At 69.2% G+C, this 19546-nt stretch carries 16 protein-coding genes; 13 read left to right on the plus strand and 3 right to left on the minus strand.

Going from position 1 to position 19546, the window contains the following annotated elements:
* The first annotated feature begins 316 nt into the window (after positions 1-316).
* The 8 genes from JWQ05_RS01390 (at position 317) to JWQ05_RS01425 (ending at position 9155) form a co-directional block, all read left to right on the plus strand.
* The gene (locus JWQ05_RS01390; protein ID WP_299653300.1) at positions 317-1789 is read left to right on the plus strand and encodes an MmgE/PrpD family protein; all 1473 of its coding nucleotides are present in this window, start codon (positions 317-319) and stop codon (positions 1787-1789) included.
* A 142-nt stretch (positions 1790-1931) separates the two neighbouring features.
* Positions 1932-3110, plus strand: coding sequence for an MFS transporter (locus JWQ05_RS01395; protein ID WP_299653369.1), 1179 nt, complete (start codon positions 1932-1934; stop codon positions 3108-3110).
* A gap of 107 nt (positions 3111-3217) precedes the next feature.
* Positions 3218-4219, plus strand: a complete 1002-nt coding sequence (locus tag JWQ05_RS01400) for an MBL fold metallo-hydrolase (RefSeq protein ID WP_299653302.1) — start codon at positions 3218-3220, stop codon at positions 4217-4219.
* A 132-nt stretch (positions 4220-4351) separates the two neighbouring features.
* Complete coding sequence (locus tag JWQ05_RS01405; RefSeq protein WP_299653305.1) at positions 4352-5698, plus strand: sorbosone dehydrogenase family protein; 1347 nt, start codon at positions 4352-4354, stop codon at positions 5696-5698.
* Positions 5699-5843: 145 nt separating this feature from the next.
* Positions 5844-6839 carry an SDR family oxidoreductase gene (locus JWQ05_RS01410; protein WP_299653308.1) on the plus strand — a complete coding sequence of 332 codons (996 nt, stop codon included), beginning with the start codon at positions 5844-5846 and terminating at the stop codon, positions 6837-6839.
* Positions 6840-6881: 42 nt separating this feature from the next.
* Complete coding sequence (locus JWQ05_RS01415) at positions 6882-7127, plus strand: hypothetical protein (RefSeq protein ID WP_299653311.1); 246 nt, start codon at positions 6882-6884, stop codon at positions 7125-7127.
* Positions 7128-7225: 98 nt separating this feature from the next.
* The gene (locus JWQ05_RS01420; RefSeq protein ID WP_299653314.1) at positions 7226-8506 is read left to right on the plus strand and encodes a cytochrome P450; all 1281 of its coding nucleotides are present in this window, start codon (positions 7226-7228) and stop codon (positions 8504-8506) included.
* 124 nt (positions 8507-8630) lie between these two features.
* Positions 8631-9155, plus strand: a complete 525-nt coding sequence (locus JWQ05_RS01425) for a hypothetical protein (RefSeq protein ID WP_299653316.1) — start codon at positions 8631-8633, stop codon at positions 9153-9155.
* 65 nt (positions 9156-9220) lie between these two features.
* On the opposite strand, the gene JWQ05_RS01430 is transcribed toward JWQ05_RS01425, so the two are convergent.
* Positions 9221-9433, minus strand: coding sequence for a hypothetical protein (locus tag JWQ05_RS01430; protein WP_299653319.1), 213 nt, complete (start codon positions 9431-9433; stop codon positions 9221-9223).
* Between the two features lie 327 nt (positions 9434-9760).
* On the opposite strand from JWQ05_RS01430, the gene JWQ05_RS01435 reads away from it, so the two are divergent.
* From JWQ05_RS01435 to JWQ05_RS01450, 4 genes are all read left to right on the plus strand, one after another.
* The gene (locus tag JWQ05_RS01435) at positions 9761-10474 is read left to right on the plus strand and encodes a DUF1796 family putative cysteine peptidase (RefSeq protein WP_299653322.1); all 714 of its coding nucleotides are present in this window, start codon (positions 9761-9763) and stop codon (positions 10472-10474) included.
* 929 nt (positions 10475-11403) lie between these two features.
* Entirely contained in the window at positions 11404-12981 is a 1578-nt protein-coding gene (locus JWQ05_RS01440) for an HlyD family efflux transporter periplasmic adaptor subunit (protein WP_299653325.1), read from the plus strand.
* On the plus strand, positions 12978-14273 hold the full coding sequence (locus tag JWQ05_RS01445) for a hypothetical protein (RefSeq protein ID WP_299653328.1): 1296 nt from the start codon (positions 12978-12980) through the stop codon (positions 14271-14273). The genes JWQ05_RS01440 and JWQ05_RS01445 overlap by 4 nt, the downstream gene beginning before the upstream one ends.
* 8 nt (positions 14274-14281) lie before the next feature.
* The gene (locus JWQ05_RS01450; protein ID WP_299653331.1) at positions 14282-16252 is read left to right on the plus strand and encodes a cellulose synthase catalytic subunit; all 1971 of its coding nucleotides are present in this window, start codon (positions 14282-14284) and stop codon (positions 16250-16252) included.
* 13 nt (positions 16253-16265) lie between these two features.
* Here JWQ05_RS01450 and JWQ05_RS01455 read toward each other — a convergent pair whose 3' ends face one another.
* Together JWQ05_RS01455 and JWQ05_RS01460 are read right to left on the minus strand one after the other, a co-directional pair.
* Complete coding sequence (locus JWQ05_RS01455; RefSeq protein ID WP_299653334.1) at positions 16266-16838, minus strand: c-type cytochrome; 573 nt, start codon at positions 16836-16838, stop codon at positions 16266-16268.
* Positions 16839-16938: 100 nt separating this feature from the next.
* Entirely contained in the window at positions 16939-18018 is a 1080-nt protein-coding gene (locus JWQ05_RS01460) for a PQQ-dependent sugar dehydrogenase (protein WP_299653371.1), read from the minus strand.
* 448 nt (positions 18019-18466) lie between these two features.
* Between JWQ05_RS01460 and JWQ05_RS01465 the strand changes: the two genes are divergently transcribed.
* Positions 18467-19546 (plus strand): alpha/beta fold hydrolase, encoded by a 1080-nt coding sequence (locus tag JWQ05_RS01465; protein WP_299653337.1) that lies wholly within the window; start codon positions 18467-18469, stop codon positions 19544-19546.

Here is a 19546-nt window from a genome sequence, read left to right on the forward strand (position 1 = left end):
AGCGTTTTCGCAAGTCTTCGAACGCCACCCCGCTCCGCTTGCGAATGTTTGCGAGTCCGGGCCGCACCGGTTGCAACCGTATTGCCGCGCCCATTTCTGATGGCCTGAACCGCCCAGCGATCGGTCGATACCGTCGCACCGGCCGTGAAATCTTGTTTCCACCTCGTAAACCTCGTGCGCCGGAACTGGGTTGGGGGGAGCCCTCGCGCGGCGTTCGGGTTATCTCCTCAGTGCGCGCTTGCCGACCGAAGGTGTCGGCGAGCGCGGCGCAGCGGCGTCCCAGCCAGACGGCGATGAAAAAACGAGGGAGAGATCCATGCCCGTGCCGACGATCGACCGCCGCGCCCTGCTCGGCTCCGCGAGCCTCGCGCTCGTCGGAACCGGAGGTGCCGTCGCTCCCGCACAGGCCGCGCCGGACGCGAAGGCCGCACCCGAGCCGAAGGCGGTGCCTCCGGAGGTCACCCGGATCCTGGCCCGCTACGTGGTCGGCGCCCGCTACGCGGACCTGCCCGAGACCGTTCGCCACGAGGGCGCCCGCACGTTCCTGAACTGGGTCGGCGTCGCCATCGGCGGCTCGCACCACGAGACCCTGGACGTCGCGGTCTCGGCCCTGAAGCCGTTCTCCGGGCCACCACAGGCCGGGCTGTTCGGACGGACCGAGCGCTTCGACATCATGAACGCCGCCTTCCTCAACGGCGTTTCCAGCCACATCTTCGACTACGACGACACCCACTTGAAGACCGTGATCCACCCCGCCGGCCCCGTCGCCTCGGCGATCCTGGCCTATGCGGAGATGAACCCGGTCTCGGGCGCCGACTTCCTCAACGCCCTGGTGCTCGGCGTCGAGACCGAGTGCCGGATCGGCAACGCGGTCTACCCGAACCACTACGATGTCGGCTGGCACATCACCGGCACGGCGGGGGTGTTCGGCGCGGCCGCCGCCACCGGCAAGCTGATGGGGCTCACCGAGCAGCAGATGGTCTGGGCGCTCGGGCTCGCCGCCTCGCAGCCCGTGGGCCTGCGCGAATCCTTCGGCTCCATGAACAAGAGCTTCAACCCGGGCCGGGCCGCCTCGAACGGCCTGTTCGCCGCGATCCTGGCCTCCAAGAACTACACGAGCTCGGACGGGATGATCGAGGCCAAGCGCGGCTGGGCCAACACCATCGCGACGAAGCAGGATTGGCGCGAGATCACCGAGGGGCTGGGCACCCGCTACGAGGCGGCGCTCAACACCTACAAGCCGTTCGCCTGCGGCATCGTCATGCATCCGGCCATCGACGCGGCGGTGCAGTTGCGCGGCGAGAACCACCTCACCGCCGACGCGATCGAGCGCGTGGACATGAAGGTCCATCCCCTGGTGCTGGAACTCACCGGCAAGACCGCCCCGCGCTCGGGGCTCGAGGGCAAGTTCAGCATCTACCATGCCGTCGCGGTGGCGCTGGTCGAAGGGGCCGGAGGCGAGAAGCAGTTCAGCGACCGGGCGGTGGCCGACCCCGTCATCGCGGCCCTGCGCGCCCGCGTGAAGCCGGTGGTCGACCCGGCGATCCGGCCGGAGCAGGTCGAGATGACCGTGATCCTGAAGGACGGCCGCGCCTTCGATCGCCGCATCGAGCACGCCATCGGCAGCGTCGAGCGGCCGATGTCCGACGCCGCGCTGGAGACCAAGTTCCGCGATCTCGCCGAGGGCATCCTGCCCGAGGCTCAGGTCCGCCGGGTGATGGACCTGTGCTGGCGCATCGGCGAACTGCCGAATGCCGGGGACGTGGCCCGGGCGGGCGTGCAGGCCTGATCAGGCGGGCGGAGAAACACGGGCGACGAGACGCGGGCATACGGGCATCGACGCGCCGGACCCGGCCACGTATGGCGAAGCTCCGACGACAGCCTCGCCCGCGGCTTTCGCGTGGGATGGGCGCCGAACAAGGACAGCGGACCTGAAGGCCGAGTTTTCGACGACCCGCCTCATCGTGATCCTGGCTTTCGCGGGCTTTGCCAGCACCTTCGCGGGTCGCTCCATCGAGCCGCTCGTCGGCGTGCTGGCGCGCGACCTGCACAGCGATCCGCACACGGTGGCGCTGCTCTCCACCGCCTTCGCCCTGCCCTACGCGCTGATCCAGCCGATCCTCGGTCCCATCGGCGACGCGCTGGGCAAGGAGCGGGTCATCGCGACCTGTCTCGCCATCCTCACCCTGGCGCTCGCCTGCTGCGCCCTGACGACCGACCTCGACACCCTGTTCGGTCTGCGCATGGTGGCGGGGGGCAGTGCCGGGGGCGTTGTTCCCCTGGCGCTGGCGCTGATGGGCGACCGCATCCCGATCGAGCGCCGGCAGGTGGCCATCGGCCGCTTCCTCGTGGCGGTGATCCTCGGGCAGCTCTCGGGCTCGACCTTCGCCGGCCTCATCGAGGGGGCGATCGGCTGGGCCGGGGTGTTCGCCATCACGGCGGCGGTGGCCGCACTCGGCTGCGCCGCCGCCCTCCTGGGGTTCGACCGCAGCGCCGGTGCGCCCCCGAGACGCCCCGAGTTCCGCCTCGCGGTGACGCGCTACCGCGGCATCATCGCCAATCCGCGCGCCCGGATCCTGTTCGGGGCCGTGTTCATCGAGGCGATCGCGGTGTTCGGGATCTTCCCGCACCTCGCGCCCCTGATCGAGGCGCGCGGCGAGGGCGGCGCCCGCGAGGCGGGCCTGGCGCTGGCGGGTTTCGCCGCCGGGGGGTTGCTCTACGCGTTCTCCGTCAGCCTGCTGCTGCGCTTCCTCGGGATGTCGCGGATGCTCATCGGCGGCGGGCTCATCTGCGCGGGCGCCCTCGTCACCATCGGGCTCGCCGGGAGCTGGCAACTGGATTGCGCCGCCCTGGTCGCCATGGGGCTCGGCTTCTACATGCTCCACAACACCTTCCAGGTTCAGGTCACCGAGGTCGCGCCTACCGCGCGGGCCTCGGCGGTGGCGCTCCACGCCTTCTCGTTCTTCTGCGGCCAGGCGCTCGGCGTCGCGATCCTCGGCGGCGCGCTCCAGGGCCTCGGGCAGCTGACCGCGCTCTGCCTGTGCGCGCTCGTGATCGCCGGGCTCGGCATCGTCACAGCGCGGCGTCTCGCCACGACCCCGTCGCGGTGACGGACCGGGAGCCCAAGTTCGACCGGGAACCCAAGATCGACCAGGGCCGCGACTCGGCCCTGGTGTCCGCAAATGGCCGGAACGGCCGAAACCGGGAGGAGACCCTCATGACCGATTCGACACGACGGACGATCCTGGCCGGGACGCTGGCGGCCTCTACCCTTGCCGGCACGCGTGCGGGCGCGGAGGCCGGTGCGGCCCCGGATGCGACGCGGACCCCCGCCCAGGCACCCGGATATTATCGCTACCGGGTCGGCGAGGCGCGCGTCACCGCCGTGACGGACGGCGCCAACACCTTCCCGCTGCCCGAACGCTTCGTGCTCAACGCGGACCGCGCCGCCGTCTCGGCGGCCCTCGTCGCGGATTTTCGCGATGGGGCGAGCCTCACGGTGCCTTTCACGCCCCTGGTGATCGAGACCGGCGGCCGACGCATCGTGATCGACACGGGCAACGGCGAGGCCGCCTTCCAGGCGAGCCAGCGGGCGGTGGGGCAGTTCCACGCCAACCTGCGGATGGCGGGCTTCGACCGGGCGGCCATCGACACGGTGGTGATCTCGCACTTCCACGGCGACCACGTGAACGGCCTGCTGACAGCGGATGGCCAGCCCGCGTTCCCGAATGCCGAGATCCTCGTGCCGGAGCCTGAATGGGCCTACTGGATGGATGACGGCGCGATGAGCCGGGCACCGGCCGGCCGCCTGCAGGACGGTTTCCGCAACGCCCGCCGGGTGTTCGACGCGCTGGCGCGCAAGGTGACGCCCTATGCCTGGGACCGGGAGATCCTGCCGGGCCTCACCGCGCTCGGCGCGCCCGGGCATACGCCGGGGCACACCGCGTTCCTGCTCGCCTCGGGCAGCGAAAGCCTCTTCGTGCAATCCGACGTCACCAACGTGCCGGTGCTCTTCGCCCGCAATCCGGGCTGGCACGTGATGTACGACCAGGACCCGGCCATGGCGGAGGCCACGCGGCGCCGGATCTACGACCGGATCGCCACCGAGCGCACCCTCCTCCAGGGTTTCCACTATCCCTTCCCGGCGGTCGGCCACCTGGAGAAGACGGCGCAGGGCTACCGCGAGGTGCTGGTGCCCTGGAACCCGGTTCTGCGCTGAGGCGGACCGGCCCGCCATGTGTCCCGCGTGGTGTCCTGCGTGGTGTCCCGGCGCAGCCGTGGAGCCAAAAGCGGCCTCGGCCCCTTATCCCACGAGGTGGTGCCCGATGGCGCCCAAACCAAAGTGGGTGTCATGCGGACGCGATCCAAACTCGGCCTGGCGGCCCTGGCCGTCTTCCTCCTTGGCGGTGCCGCCTTCGTGCGCTTCATCGTCTATCCGGAGCGCGCGACCCTCGAGGCGTCCGCCGGCCAGGGCGCGAGCCCGACGCTGCCGGCGCCCAACCCGACCCTGATGCCGACGGTGAACATCGCCCGCGTCGCCCGCTGGCAGAACGGCGCCAAGCCGCAGGCGGCGGCCGGGCTGCAGGTCGCGGCCTATGCGGAGGGGTTCGAGCATCCGCGCTGGATGTATCTCCTGCCCAACGGCGACGTGCTGGTGGCCGAGGCCAACAAGCCGCAGACCGACGATGCCTCCACGGGCATCGCCGACTGGGTGGCCGACAAGGTCAAGAGCCTCGCCGGGGCCGGGGTGAAGAGCCCCGAGCGCATCGTGCTCCTGCGGGACAAGGACGGCGACGGTGTCGCCGAGGAGCGCCACGTCTTCCTGTCGGGCCTGCACTCGCCCTTCGGCATGGCGCTGGTCGGCGGGGACCTCTACGTCGCCAATGCCGACGCCTTGGTGAAGGTGCCCTACCAGCCGGGCCAGACCGAGATCGGCGCGACGCCGGACAAGGTCGTCGACCTGCCGTCGGGCATCAATCACCATTGGACGAAGAACGTGATCGCGAGCCCGGATGGCGCCAAGCTGTTCATCACGGTGGGCTCGAACAGCAATGTCGGCGAGAACGGCCTCGACAAGGAGACGGGCCGCGCGGCGATCTGGGAATACACGATCGCCACGAAGCAGATGCGCGAATACGCCAGCGGCCTGCGCAACCCCAACGGACTCGGTTTCGAACCCGTCACCGGCAAGCTCTGGACGGCGGTGAACGAGCGCGACGAGATCGGCAGCGACCTCGTGCCGGATTACGTGACCTCCGTGCAGGAGGGCGGCTTCTACGGCTGGCCCTACAGCTACTGGGGCAAGCACGTGGACGAGCGGGTCCAGCCGCAGAAGCCCGATCTCGTCGCCAGGGCGATCGCCCCCGACTACGCGGTCGGCACCCACACGGCCTCGCTGGGACTCGCCTTCTCGCAGGCGAGCAGCCTGTCGGAGGCCTGGAAGAGCGGCCTTTTCGTCGCCCAGCACGGCTCCTGGAACCGCAGGCCGAAGAGTGGCTACAAGGTGATCTACGTGCCGTTCCGCGACGGCAAGCCCGCCGGACAGCCGGTCGACGCGCTCACCGGCTTCCTCGATGCCGACGAGAAGGCGCAGGGGCGCCCGGTGGGAGTCATCCTCGACAAGACCGGCGCGCTGCTGGTGTCGGACGATGTCGGCAAGGTGATCTGGCGCGTGAGCGGCGCGAGCCAGACGAACTGACGGATCCGCTTCCCATTGCGCCGTTCCGGCGCGAGCGAACGAATGCCGGTGGCGTGCGGTTGACCCGGCATCAGGTCCGCCTCTTTCCCGGCCTCTCGCCCGCCTGTGCCTCGGCGCGCCGCATCATCCAGCAACGAAGGCCTTCATGACCGAGACGAAGACGGATCCCGCGCGCCGCGCCCTCGTCGGCGGCCTGTCCGCCGGAATGGTGGCGGCGTTCACGAGCGCGGGACACGCGCAGGAACAGGTGGCGCAGGTGGATCAGGCCCCCAACGCGGCGCATGCCTACCCGAAGCCCCCGTTCGAGAAGCAGCAGCAGGATTGGCCAGGCCTGGCGAGCCGGATGGTGCCGCGCCCGGACCATGGCGAGACGAGCTACCGGGGCTCGGGGCGGCTGACCGGCCGCAAGGCCCTGATCACCGGCGGGGATTCGGGAATCGGCCGGGCCGCCGCCATCGCGTATGCCCGCGAGGGCGCGGACGTGGCCTTCAACTACCTTCCCGCCGAGGAACCCGATGCGGCCGAAGTGGTGGCGCTGATCCGTCAGGCGGGCCGGAAAGCCGTGCCGCTGCCCGGCGACATCCGCGACGAAGCCTTCTGCCAGCGCCTCGTCGCCGGCGCGGCCTCGGCCCTCGGGGGGCTCGACATCCTCGTCAACAACGCCGTCTACCAGAAGTCGCAGGCCTCGATCCTCGATCTCACCACCGAGCAGTTCGACCAGACCTTCAAGACGAACGTCTACGCGATGTTCTGGATCACCAAGGCGGCGCTGGCGCATCTCGGCCCCGGGGCGGCGATCATCAACACCGCGTCGGTCAACGCCTACGAACCCTCCGAGAATCTGCTCGACTATGCCGCCACCAAGGCGGCGATCGTGAACGTCTCCAAGGGCCTCGCCAAGCAACTGGCCGCGAGCGGCATCCGGGTGAACGCGGTCGCCCCGGGGCCGTTCTGGACGCCGCTGCAGGTCTGCGGCGGTCAGCCGCCGGAGAAGCTGCCCAGCTTCGGCAAGGACACGCCGATGGGCCGGCCCGGCCAGCCGGCCGAACTGGCGGGGATCTACGTGCTGCTCGCCTCCAACGAGGCGAGCTACTCGACCGGCCAGGTCTTCGGAGCGGTCGGCGGACGCGGCGGCCCCTGAGGGTCGGCCACGGACGACACCGTTCCGAACCGAGGAAGCGACATGACGAACAGAGCTTACGGCGTGCAGGTCACGGTGACACCGCCGGATGCGCCGGACGCGACGGTGGTGCCCGTCGTTGTGGTCGCGCGGGACGAACAGGACGCCGCGCTGGTGGCGGCGCAAGCCGCGGGCGTCGGCGCGCAGGCGGAGGCCCTGCGGGAGCTCACCGCCGAGGAGATCGCGGAGCACGGACTCGATCTCGCGGCACATGGCAGCATGAAAGCGCTGCCCGTGCTGAGGCTCTGACGGACACGGACGTTCGGGCCGGTCCGCAGAACATCCGCCGTCGCGCCCGGGTTGGCTGCTGGCCCGGCTCGACCGGGCGCCATGCGCGGAAGACCCGGATGACCTCGAACCCCGCCACGCTGCAGCGCCGCGACACGCCCGCCTTGCCGCGCGACCGCGCCTTCGACAGCACCCTGGCCCTGCTCTCCGAGGGCTATGCCTTCATCCCGAACCGATGTCGGCGCTACGGTTCCGACCTGTTCGCGACCCGGCTCATGCTGAGTCCCGCCCTCTGCATGTCGGGCGCGGAGGCCGCGCGCCATTTCTACGACGACCACCGCTTCACCCGGCGCCACGCCCTGCCACCGAGCTCCTTCGCGCTGATCCAGGACCACGGCAGCGTGATGGTGATGGACGGCGCGGCGCATCGCCGGCGCAAGGCGATGTTCCTGTCCCTCGTCGGCCCCGAGGCGCTGCGACGCCTGGCCGAGACCACGACGCGTCACTGGCGCGACGCGGTGGCGCGCTGGTCGGGCCAGGACGCGGTCATCCTCCTCGACGAGGCGCATCTCGTTCTCACGGCCGCGATCTGCGAATGGGTCGGCCTGCCCTTGAGCTCCGAAGAGACTCGCGAGCGGGCGACCGAATTCGCCGCGATGATCGCCGGCACGGGGGCGATCGGCCCGCGCAACTGGCGCGGCCACCTCCGCCGCGCTCGCACCGAGCGCTGGGCGCGGCGGGTCATCACGGAGATCCGGGAGGGCCGGCGGGACGCGCCGGAGGGAGCGGCCCGGACGATCGCCGAACATCGCGACGTCGAGGGCCGGCATCTCGACGTGAAGACCGCCGGGGTCGAGCTCATCAACGTCCTACGCCCGACCGTCGCCAATGCCCGCTACGTCGTGTTCTGCGCCATGGCGCTGCGGGACAACCCCGCCTGCCGGGAAGCCCTGACGGGTGGCGATCCGGCCGAGCTCACGCGCTTCACCCTCGAGGTGCGCCGGGCCTACCCGTTCATCCCCTTCATCGCCGGGCGTGTGCGGGAACCCTTCACCTGGCGCGGGCACGATTTCCGGATGGGCGCCTGGGTGCTGATGGACCTCTACGGCACCAACCACGATCCCCGCGTCTGGCGCGACCCCGACCGGTTCGACCCGGAGCGTTTCCGGGACACGCATCCCGATCCCTTCACCCTAGTGTCCCATGGTGGCGGCTCGGCCGAGAACGGCCATCGCTGCCCGGGCGAAGGCATCAGCCAGATCCTGATCGAAACCCTCGCGGACCAGCTCGCCAACGGCATGACCTACACGGTCCCGCCCCAGGATCTGACCCTCGACCTCGCCTACATCCCGGCCCGGCCCCGCAGCGGGTTCGTCCTGCGCGCCGTGCAGGCGGCCTAGGAGCAACGCGACAGGGGCCTCGCAGTCTGGGCCGCGACCTCTCCGAAGCCGGCGCCCGGTCGACCGCCTCGGCGGAGGTGTGCGATGACGGAGAACCCGCGCGCTCCGCCCCACCCGGATTCCCATGCTCCTCTATCACCCCATCCTGGTTCCGACCCTGGTGGAGGCCTGGGTGCTCGATCGGCTCGCGGTGGAACCGACGGCGGACCGCGACCGCCCGAGCCTGCGCTTCTTCCGGGACTACGCCGTGGCGCGCGTGACCGCCGAGGCGATGCAGGACCTCTGGGACCGGGGCGCCGGTGCCGGAATGGCGCGGGATGGCGTTCAGGGCGCCGTCCTCGCCTTCGATCGCGCGACCCTCTCGTCGGCCACCCCGCTCGTCTCCGTGCGGGAGACGCGGGACGACCTGCGCGAGGACGAGACGGAGCTGCGCGCGCGCTCCGACCTCGTCCGTTTCCGGGCCCGGATCAGGACGATCCATCTCGACGACGAGGACATCGACGCCTGGCTGGCGGCCTACGCCGGGGGACACCCGGACGACGACGGAACCGGACGCTGGACCGAGGCCGTGCGCGGGGCCCTGGAGGATCTCTATCGCGATCCGAGGCGCATCCCGGCCGATCCGGTGGCCCCGACGCGAGGGCGATAGGACGGCGCTTGGCGCGCCGGGATGCGTTCACGCACAGGCCGAGCGTGTCCGCCCGTTGTCGGCGTTCAGTGCGTGCGGGCCGGTTTGCGTTCGACCTTGCAGCGCACTTCCGTCGCTCCGCCTTCCGGCACTTGCGTGTCCACCGTACTCAGGATGTCCATCGCGCGCCGCGCGCATCCCTGCACGCCGCCGGCCCCCGTGAACTGCGTCTCCACGCTCCTGGGCTGTTCGCCCGGCAGGCTGACGATCACGAGAAGGGTGATGACGAGGGAATCCATCCGGGCCGGCTTTCTGAACGCAATCCCGGATGGAACCCGCACGCCCCTGCCAATGTCAATTGCAGTGCGCTCCGCTCCGCGCCTGACTGATCCTCGCAGGGTCGGCCGTTGGACGGGTGGGGTCTTCGGCTTGCCGCATCTTTGCGCTATCTCGCCCGCATGGCAGCAAAGTCCACGACCGGCAGATCCCCTGCGTCAGCGGCGTCCTCCCATGACAGCGGCGTCATGGCAGTGAGGGCCGCGATGCCCCGCGCGTCATCGCGCCCGCTCCGGCCAATCTGCCGTTCCCAGGCTCCGACACCCGATTCTGATCGGGACCGGTGAGCGATGCCGGAGCGGCAGCCCTTCACGCGCGGACTGCGCCGGGCCTTTCGGGACCTCGTCGCCCCCGCGAGGCCGGGGGACGGGCCGGTCAACCACATCTCCCTCGGCACCCATTGCCACATGGCGCATGTGCTGAAGACCGAGGGCCTGCGGACGTGGTCGGGGCCCTTCGACTGGATCTTCTCGACCCCCGGCATGGTGCGCGATTGTCTCGTGGACGATTTCGCGTCGCTGCTTCGGCGCGCGGATCTCGAGACCATCCCCATCTCGGAACGGCCCGACCCCTCGCTCGGGCGCTGTCGCCACAGGGTCTTCAGGGAGCGCTACGGGCTGCCCTGCGTGTTCAACCACCATGATCCGGCGTCCAGCGACGCCGATTACGCGTTTCTCGAGGCGGGCGTTCGCAGGTTCCGAACTGCGGTCGACGATCCAGCCGCCCGCAATCACCTCTGGCTCATGACGGAACAGGCGCTGGACCCCGATATCGTCCGGGACATGGCCGAAACTCTCGCCACACGGAAGAGCCGCAACACCCTCATCGTCATCGGTGTTCACCCGGGTCGGTCCGAGGCCCGCGAAGCCGGGCGCGTCGACGGTCCTGGCTCGCGCTGGCTGACCGTCGAGGTCGCCGCCGCGTCGAAGGGTCTGCGCTTCGGATCGCGCGAGGACGATCGGTTCCTGTCGAGCCTCGTCACCCGCGAAGCCGCGGAGATCTGAGGCCGGGCACGGAAACCCGCGAGGTTTACGATCCTGTCCGCGTTGGCAGGCTCTCGGGGCCGCAAGCGGCCTGACCACCGTCGATGTCCCCGACCCGTGCGAGCCCCGGTGAGGTGTCCCGGCCGGATCGTGTGTCGTCGCGACACTCGACGCTGTGCTGCACTGCACGCGTTGCGGCATGGAATGGGACGGCCCGGCACCACCGATACGCTGGCCAGGCCCGCGGCTCGGTGCGAGAGCCACCGCCAGTCGGGCATTCAGCTGCCACCTTCAACAAACCCAAACAATTCGCTTTTCTTTCATGCTCCTAGCGAATGGGTCAGCGTTCCACGACTTCTGGTAAATCCATCCGATCTACGGCTAAGATGCCGCGCTCACGGACAATTTATCTTTTTTATACGCCGAGAATTTTCGATTTATTTACGGAACGGTTTTTGCTGCGTTGCGATTGAGTGTGCTGGTGCCATCAGGATGCTGATCAGGAACATGGCAACGTGAAGCTAAGTCAAAGCGATTGAGATTTATAATACAAATCTTCGAGCGCTTCCGACGATCAGTTCACGAATTTTCCTTCAGTATAACGATATATATCTATAGATATTCAGGTTGCGCGCCTCAAACGAGCGACAATAAGGCCGTAATTCCATGAATTCACATTGAAACTCGGATTCCAGCAAAATAACGTCTTTTGTTTATGAAAATTCAAGAGTTGCCAAACTGTTAACGCAAGTCTAGCGTGACCATCGACCCGGGCGAGCTCACGTCAAGCAACGTTCAGGCACAAGCTTTCAGCATGGATCGATCCCCGCTTGCATCGCAACGGTGCGCGCTGGACCGGCTTGGCCCAAGGCAACGCTTCAACTGATCTTAAGACGACCCGCAGGCTCGACCTGCCCGTCGATGATGTGTCATTCATCCTGGAGAGTCCCATGCCTCACCCCTTGCCGGCCTCCCCGCCAAAAGCCGTCCAGAAGCCGGCGCACACGCGGATGGTCCGGGTCTCGGCCTATTCGGTGGCCACGGTCCTGGCTCTCCTGATGACGACGGCGACGCTGCCGCCGCTCCTCGCCGATCAGTCGGACCGGGCGGTGATCAATGCGCCGATCAGCCTGCTGACGGCGCCGATCGCCGGGCAGATGACCGAGGTCTCCGCCACCATCGGGCAGCATCTCGGCGCCGGTGCCCCGGTGGCGCGCATTCAGAACGCGCGGATCGACCGCACCACCCTGATCACCCTCGACGGCAAGGTCGACGAGTTGCGCGGCTCCCTGCTGGCCGCCCGCCAGAAGAAGGAATCGGATCAGGCCTACGTGACGGCCCTCGACGGCGAGATCCGCCGGCAGGTCGAGCAGACCGTGGCCAAGCTCGACGGGGAGGTCGCGGAGGCCCGGGCCCGGGTCGCATCGGCGGATGCCGAGGGCCAATCCACCAAGGCGGTCGTGGACCGGCAACAGGCCATGGTCGACCGCAACACCGCGAGCCTCGATCTCCTGCGCCCGACCCAGCACAAGCTCGAGGCCGCCCGCTTCGACAAGGATGCCGAGACGGCCAAGCTGAACCAGAAGCTCGCCGAGCTCGGAGCGGTCAAGAAGAGCGTCTTCGTCGGCAACCAGTCCAACAGCCTGGCGGTGCTCACCCAGAAGCGGCGTGACCTCGCCTTCGACGCGCAGCGCCTCGCCATCGAGGAAGTGCAGCTCACCGCCAGCCTGAAGGCGCAGGAAACCCTGCTCGCGGCGGAGAGCAAGCGCCTCGACAGCCTCGCCGACGCGGAGATGCGGGCGATGAACGGCGGCGTCGTTCTGGGCCTCGGCGTCGCAGAGGGACGCCACGTCAATCCCGGCGACTCCGTGGCCACGCTGGTGGATTGCGAGCAGGCCTTCGCGGTCGGGATCTTCTCCTATCGGCAGGCGCAGGAGCTCGAGGTCGGAACCCCCGTGCGGATCTCCGCCACCGGCAGCACCATCCCACAGCGCGGCTGGGTCAGCGAAATCCTGCCCAAGACCAGCGACAAGACCGACCAGCAATACGCGGTCCCGTTCCCGCAGACGGAGCGGCGCGAGATGTACGTGCTCGTCAGCCTCGACCGCGACTCGGTGCCGGAATCGGCCAATTCCGCCGCGCCCGCGCAGGCCTCGCGTCGCACCACGCCCTGCTCGGTCGGCCAGTGGGTCACGATCACGCGGGAGAACGGCTGGGTTCCCTCGGCCTCGGTCGCCTGGAAGGCGATGGCGGCGGGCTTCAGCGGCCCCGAGGCCAAGGCGGCCTGGAGCGTCCTCGCCTCCACCGCCAGCGGCACGGCCACGAAAGCCTCCGATCTCGTCAGCCGCGGCGTGCATTCGCCGGAGGTGAAGGAGACCTGGGCTTCCGTCGCGAGCGGCTTCACCCAGGCGGCGGGTGCCGTCTCGACGGGGGTCCGCGATCTGGTCGCCCGGGTTTCGGGCCGCCGTGAGAACGATCCGGCGGACCGGGCCGAGCGGCGCCAGCACGCCGCCGAGAACACGCATTGATCCCGACCGCCGCACGGGCCGGGCGCCCGTCCTGCGCGGCGCTCGTCGTCGCGCCGATGCTCTTGGCCACCCTGATGGTATCGCCGCTGAGCGCGAAACCGGCGCCGCCCGAAGCGGCGCGGGGAGCCTCGCCCCTCGCGCAGACCCTGTGCCGGTCCCTGTCCGACGCGGTGGATGCGGCGGAGCCGGGGCCGGTCTTCGTGGCGAGCTACCGTCCGGGACCCGACGAGACCGAGGTGCCCGCGCCTCTGCGAACGTCCGCCTTCACCTACGACAATGCCCTGGCGGCGATCGCACTCACCGCCTGCGGCGAGGTGGATCGCGCCCGGCGCATCGGCGACGCGCTGCTCGCCGCCCTGGCGCGGGACCGTACCTTCTCGGATGGGCGTGTCCGTAACGCCTATCGCGCCGGCCCAGTCGGTGCCGGCCCCCTCGCCCTGCCGGGCTGGTGGGACGCCAAGCAGAAGCTCTGGGCCGAGGATGCCTATCAGGACGGCACCGCGACGGGGAACGTCGCATGGGCCGCTCTCGCTCTCCTCAACCTCGACGCCGCGGCGCCGCAGGGCGGCTACCGTGCCGGTGCCCGGCGGATGCTGGCCTGGATCGATGGCCAGGCCAGCGATCAGCGTGAACCCCAAGGCTATTCCGGCGGTGTCGACGGCTTCGATCCGAGCCAGACGCGGCTGACGTGGAAATCCACCGAGCACAACCTCGATGTCCATGCGGTGGCCGCCTGGCTTCACCGCCTCGACGGCAAGCCGGACGTAGCCCGGATCGCCGCCACGGCACGCGGCTTCCTCGATGCCGTCTATGCGCCCGATTCTGGCGTGTTTCGCCTCGGCACGAACCCGGCGGGCCAGCTCCAGCCCACGACCCATATCGCCCTCGACACGCAGCTCTGGCCGCTGATCGGGGTGGTGGATGCACCCGAATCCTGGCGCCGAGCCCTCGACTTCGCCGAGCGCAATCTCGCGACCCGGGGGGGCTTCGACTTCAACGAGGACCGTGACGGCCTCTGGGTCGAGGGTACGGCCCAGGCCGCCCTCACCCTGCGCGCCCTGGGGCGCGGCGCCGATGCCGAGCGCCTTCTGACCACCCTCGGGCGTCAGGTCTCGCCCTCCGGCTTCCTGTTCGCCACCGATGTCGAGCGCCTGACCACCGGCATCGCCATCGGCCCGGCGAGCGTGGAGCCCGACTTCTACTATTTCCGCCGGCCTCATCTCGGCGCCACCGCCTGGGGCGTCCTCGCGGCCAGGGGCTGGAATCCGTTCACCGGGCGGAGCGTGGAGTAACCCCGACCATGTTCGAAGCACCCCAGGACGTCTTTGCCGTCCTCACCATCGATCTGGGCATCCTGATCGGTCTCCTGGTGATGGCCGGCCTGCTCGATCGCACGCGTGCGGCCGACCGCATCCTGTTCGGGCTGACCACGGCCGTGTTCATCCTCTGCTACGCCGCCTGGCGCTGGCACGACACCCTGCCGCGCCTGGAGCCGGGGCTCGACAAGCTCTGGCCCTACCTGTTCTTCGCCTTCGAGATGGTGGCGATCGTCTACACGCTGATGTCCATCGTCATCCTGTTCCGCTTTAAGGACCGCTCGGCGGAAGCCGACCGCGAGGAGGCGCGGCTGACGGCGAGCGGCGCCTGGCCCGCCGTCGACATCTTCATCTGCACCTACAACGAACCCCTCGACGTGGTGGAGAAGTCGATCATCCCGGCGCTGGCGGTGGATTACCCGAACGCCACCGTCTGGGTCTGCGACGACACCCGCCGCGACTGGCTGCGCGCCTATTGCGAGGAGGTCGGGGCGAATTACGTGACGCGGCCCGACAACGCGGGCGCCAAGGCGGGCAACCTCAACAACGCGCTCCAGCACACGGCGCGCATCACCAACGCGCCGATCATCCTGGTGCTCGACGCGGATTTCGCGGTGGCGCCCAACATCCTGCGCCGGGCCGTCGGGCTCTTCCACGACGCCCGGGCCGCCGTGGTCCAGACGCCGCAGTTCTTCTTCAACGCCGATCCGATCCAGCACAACCTGATGGCCTCCGAGGCCTGGGTCGACGACCAGCGCATCTTCTTCGACGTGTTCCAGCCCGCCAAGGACGCCTGGGGCTGCGCCTTCTGCGTCGGCACCTCGTTCCTGGTCCGGCGCGACCGCGTCGTGGAGATGGGCGGATTCCCGCACGACGCCATCTGCGAGGACATCAACCTGACCTACTCGCTGATGCGCCACGGCTATCGGACGCATTGGCTGAACGAGCGCCTCAGCGCCGGCCTCTCGGCGGAGGGCCTGCCGGAATACATCACCCAGCGTACCCGCTGGTGCCTCGGCACCATGCAGGTCGCCCTGCTCAAGGCCGGGCCGTTCCGGGGCGGCGACTACACGCTAATGCAGCGGCTGCACTACCTGCACGGCGTGCTGAACTGGCTGTGCAAGCCGTTCATCGTGCTCATGCTGGTGGCGCCGTCGATCTACTGGTTCTTCGACATGCCGGCCTTCTTCGCCGACTACCTCTCGTTCCTGCGCTACGGCCTGCCCGCGCTGTTCGCGCTCTGGACCTATAGCGGCTGGGTCTCGGGCCGGCGCACGCTGCCGCTGTTCATGGAGGTGACGCACATCATGACGGCGCTCGCCATCAGCCTCACCCTGGTCTCGGCGGCGATCCGTCCGTTCGGGCGCCCCTTCAAGGTCACCGACAAGGGCGGCGACCGCTCGATCTCGATGGTGCGCTGGCGCATGGCCGCGGGCTTCGGCGCGATCTGCCTGCTCTCGGCCGGTGCCATCGTCTGGTCCTTCGTGTCGCCGTCCGGCGCCACCGAGATCTCGCCCATCGACTACTTCAACCTGATCTGGGCCGGGGTCGCGATGCTGTTCAGCTTCGTCGCCTTCCTCGTCTGCTTCGAGCGGCCACGGGGGCCGGAGGAGTTCCGGATCGAGGAGCCGGTGCGGGTCCGGTCCGGCGGCGTCGCCTATGACGGGGTTCTCGCCCGCCTCGGCATGGAGACGGCCCAGCTGCGGTTGGCGGCGCCCGGCGCGTTCGTCCCCGGGGACGCGCTGGAGGTTTTGATCGAGCCGACCGGCTGGGTGCCGGCCCGCTTCACGGCGGCGGAGGCGGGAACCTGCGTGGTCGCCCTCGCGCCGACCCCCCTGCAGCGGCGGACCCTGATCCTGCGCCTGTTCACCCAGGCGGTGGACCCCATCGCCCGCACCGCCAGCCTGCGCCTGGCTTTGCGCGGCCTCCTCGCCCGCTGCTTCCAGGCCGCGTGATGCGCCGGCCCGACTACGGTTTGGCGGGGCCCGGCGCGCGGCGCGCGAGAGCGTAGGCGAGGTCCGCGATCTCGGCGGCGGACAATTCGCCCGCCACCTCGTTCATCTGCGGGTCGAACCCCGCACGCTCGCTGGTCTTGTAGGCGCTCAGCGTGCGGCCGAGGTACTCCTCCCGCTGGCCGGCGATGCGGGGAATGCCCTTGTCGCCGCCGAGGTCGCGCCCGTGGCAGGAGGCACAGCGATGTTTGCCGATGGCGGCCTCGGCGCGGGCCATCCGCGCCGGCTCGCCGGGCTCGCCCTCATAGGCGGGCGGCGGCAAGGCGACGATGGCGGCGGCATAGGCTTGCAGATCCTCGTCGCTCATCGGTTCCGCGAGCGCGTTCATGGGCTCGGCCTTGCGCTGCCCCTCCCGGAACATGAAGAGCTGGTTGGTGACATAGACCGCCGGCATGCCGCCGAGGGACGGCACCCCCTCCGATTGCGAGGTGCCGGCCCCATGGCATCCGGTGCAGGCCTCGATGGAGGGCGCGGCGGTCGCCCCGGCGGCGAGCGTCACGGCGAAGGCGGCAACGAGGAAAAGGCGCATCGAGCGGGACCTGCTGGGCTTCGGGCATCCCGACGCCCTGCATGGGCCGGACACCCCTGGAAGGCGCGGGTCGCGCGTGCCGACGCGACCCGCCGGGCGGCTACTTCGACGCGTGCTTGGCGTGAGCGTCGTAGCTGACGCGGTAGATGGCGCCGTTGAGGTCGTCGGAGACCAACAGCGTGCCGTCGCCCGCGACCTGGACGTCGACGGGCCGGCCGATCAGCTCGTTGTTCTCGAGAAAACCCGTCAGGAACGGCTCGACCGAGACGACCTTGCCGCTGTCGTCGAGCTTGGCGAAGACGACCTGTGCCCCCGACTTCTTCGTCCGGTTCCAGGAGCCGTGCTGCGCGATGAAGATGCCGTTGCGGTAGGCCTCGGGAAACTGAGCGCCCGTGGAGAACCGCATCCCGAGCGAGGCCGTATGCGCGCCCAGGAGCGTCACGGGTGCGGTGAACTCCTCGCAGGAATGACCCCAGCCATATTCAGGGTCGGTGAAATTGCCCTGGTGGCAATAGGGGAAGCCGAAATGCTGCTTGCCGGGCTCCGCCAGCACGTTCAGTTCGTCGTTGGGCAGGTCTTCGGAGATCCAGTCGCGCCCGTTGTCGGTGAACCAAAGCTGGCGGGTCTTCGGGTTCCAGTCGAAGCCGACGGTGTTGCGCACGCCCCGGGCGATCACCTCGACGTTCTTGCCATCGAGATCCATCCGACGGATCTGCGCATGCGTGTCCGGGGGAATCAGGGAATTGCCGGGCGCGCCGACCGGCACGTAGAGCTTGCCGTCGGGACCGACCTTGATGAATTTCCAGCCGTGCGCCTCGTCCTTCGGCAGGTCCTCGTAGACCGTCACGGGCGCGGGCGGGTGATCGAGGTTCGCCTCGATCTCGGGCATCTTCGAGATCTTGGAGACCTCGGCGATGTAGAGAGTGCCATCGTGGAAGGCGACGCCGTTGGGGCGATGCAGGCCCTTGGCGACGATCTTCACCTCGCGTTTTCCGTCACGCTCGGTGACGGCGTAGACGCGGCCGGCGATTCGGCTGCCGACGAACAGCGTGCCCTTGTCGCCGAGCTGCATCGATCGCCCATTGGCGAGGCCGGAGGCGTAGACCTCGAGCTTGAAGCCGTCCGGCAGATGGAGCTTGTCCAGCGGCAGCTTGTCGGGAGGCGTCGCCGTGATCGGCATCGTCATCGACTTCAGGGCCAGCACCGCATCGCTGTCGGTCTCCGGCCGGTCGACGTTGTTGGTCACCACCGGCGGGTCACCGGGCTTCTGCTGGGGGACGGGCTTTGCCCAGGCGCTGCCCGCGAAAGCCAGGACGGCGGCCACGGACACGAGGGTACGCATGCGGAAACGGGGGTTCCGGCTCATCAGACATTCCTCCCTGCCGGCGCTTTGCGCGGCGGCGACGGTCCTTATGATTCGGCGTGGACCTATCTCTGGTATACCTAATTTCTGCGCGGAAGCAGAGTGCCGGGTCAGCCCGGCGAACCAGGGTCCGGGCCGCAGCCGCGATCGCGAGAAAGGCCGGTCCCGCGCTGTTGCTCGCGACCCGGCGAGGTGGTCCAACCCGTGACCCGCGATGTTCCGCGGGTGGGAGACAACGATGCAAAGAACATCGACGAAGCGCCACATGACGAAACGCCAAGTTCTCGGCAGCCTCGCCGCCCTCGGCGCGGCCGCGACATATCCGGCGATGATGGGCGGAGCCGTCCGCTCGGCCGAAGCGAGCTCGCCGGAGCCGATCCTGATGGAGAGCTTCCGGGTTCCGACGCACGACCCGGACATCACGCTCTACGTCCGCAACAAGCGCGCCGCCGGCATGCGCGCCTTCCCGGCCGAGAAGATCCTGCTCTACGTGCACGGGGCGACCTATCCGGCCTCGACCTCGTTCGATCTGCCCCTGAACGGGCTCTCGATGATGGATGACCTCGCGCGACAGGGCTACGACGTCTACCTCGTGGACCTGCCGGGCTACGGCTTCTCGGATCGCCCGGCGCAGATGCGCCAGCCGGCCGGCGACAACCCACCGTTCATGCGCACCCCGGATGCCGCCCGCTCCGTCGGTCAGGCGGTCGACGCGATCCTGAAGCGCCGCGGCGTCGACAAGCTCAACCTGATGGGCTGGTCCTGGGGGACCTCGACGATGGGCCTCTACACCACGCAGAACAACGAAAAGGTGAACCGCCTGGTGCTCTATGCGCCGCAATGGCTCGCCAAGGCGCCGCCGAACCTCGGTAACACCGGCCCGCTCGGCGCCTATCGCAGCGTGTCGCGGGACAGCGCCCGGGAGCGCTGGCTCAAGGGTGTGCCGGAGGACAAGAAGGCCGGTCTCATTCCGCCCGGCTGGTTCGAGCAATGGGCCGAGGCGACCTGGCTGACCGACGCGGCCGGTGCCGCCCAGACGCCGCCGGTTCTGCGCGCGCCCAACGGGATCATCGCCGATTCCCTGGAGTTCTGGCAGGCCGGCAAGCCCCTCTACGATCCTGGCCTCATCCGCGTGCCGACCCTGGTGATCCATGCGGAATGGGACGCCGACCTGCCGAGCTACCAGGCGCAGGAGTATTTCACCAAGCTGACGGCCGCGCCCTACAAGCGGTTCATCGAGCTTGGCGAGGGCACCCACACGGTGATGATGGAGAAGAACCGCATGCAGTTCTTCCGAGAGGTCTCCGCCTTCCTGAACGAGCGAGATCCACTCGCGCTCAACTAG

The sequence above is a fragment of the Methylobacterium sp. genome, from assembly GCF_028290105.1.
Classification (GTDB): Bacteria; Pseudomonadota; Alphaproteobacteria; order Rhizobiales; family Beijerinckiaceae; genus Methylobacterium.

What these genes read in the sequence shown, in the direction of transcription:
- JWQ05_RS01390 (WP_299653300.1), top strand. Translation starts at nt 317, where the DNA reads ATGCCCGTGCCGACGATCGACCGCCGCGCCCTGCTCGGCTCCGCGAGC.
- JWQ05_RS01400 (WP_299653302.1), top strand. Translation starts at nt 3,218, where the DNA reads ATGACCGATTCGACACGACGGACGATCCTGGCCGGGACGCTGGCGGCC.
- JWQ05_RS01405 (WP_299653305.1), top strand. Translation starts at nt 4,352, where the DNA reads ATGCGGACGCGATCCAAACTCGGCCTGGCGGCCCTGGCCGTCTTCCTC.
- JWQ05_RS01410 (WP_299653308.1), top strand. Translation starts at nt 5,844, where the DNA reads ATGACCGAGACGAAGACGGATCCCGCGCGCCGCGCCCTCGTCGGCGGC.
- JWQ05_RS01415 (WP_299653311.1), top strand. Translation starts at nt 6,882, where the DNA reads ATGACGAACAGAGCTTACGGCGTGCAGGTCACGGTGACACCGCCGGAT.
- JWQ05_RS01420 (WP_299653314.1), top strand. Translation starts at nt 7,226, where the DNA reads ATGACCTCGAACCCCGCCACGCTGCAGCGCCGCGACACGCCCGCCTTG.
- JWQ05_RS01425 (WP_299653316.1), top strand. Translation starts at nt 8,631, where the DNA reads ATGCTCCTCTATCACCCCATCCTGGTTCCGACCCTGGTGGAGGCCTGG.
- JWQ05_RS01430 (WP_299653319.1), bottom strand. Translation starts at nt 9,433, where the DNA reads ATGGATTCCCTCGTCATCACCCTTCTCGTGATCGTCAGCCTGCCGGGC.
- JWQ05_RS01435 (WP_299653322.1), top strand. Translation starts at nt 9,761, where the DNA reads ATGCCGGAGCGGCAGCCCTTCACGCGCGGACTGCGCCGGGCCTTTCGG.
- JWQ05_RS01440 (WP_299653325.1), top strand. Translation starts at nt 11,404, where the DNA reads ATGCCTCACCCCTTGCCGGCCTCCCCGCCAAAAGCCGTCCAGAAGCCG.
- JWQ05_RS01450 (WP_299653331.1), top strand. Translation starts at nt 14,282, where the DNA reads ATGTTCGAAGCACCCCAGGACGTCTTTGCCGTCCTCACCATCGATCTG.
- JWQ05_RS01455 (WP_299653334.1), bottom strand. Translation starts at nt 16,838, where the DNA reads ATGCGCCTTTTCCTCGTTGCCGCCTTCGCCGTGACGCTCGCCGCCGGG.
- JWQ05_RS01460 (WP_299653371.1), bottom strand. Translation starts at nt 18,018, where the DNA reads ATGCCGATCACGGCGACGCCTCCCGACAAGCTGCCGCTGGACAAGCTC.
- JWQ05_RS01465 (WP_299653337.1), top strand. Translation starts at nt 18,467, where the DNA reads ATGACGAAACGCCAAGTTCTCGGCAGCCTCGCCGCCCTCGGCGCGGCC.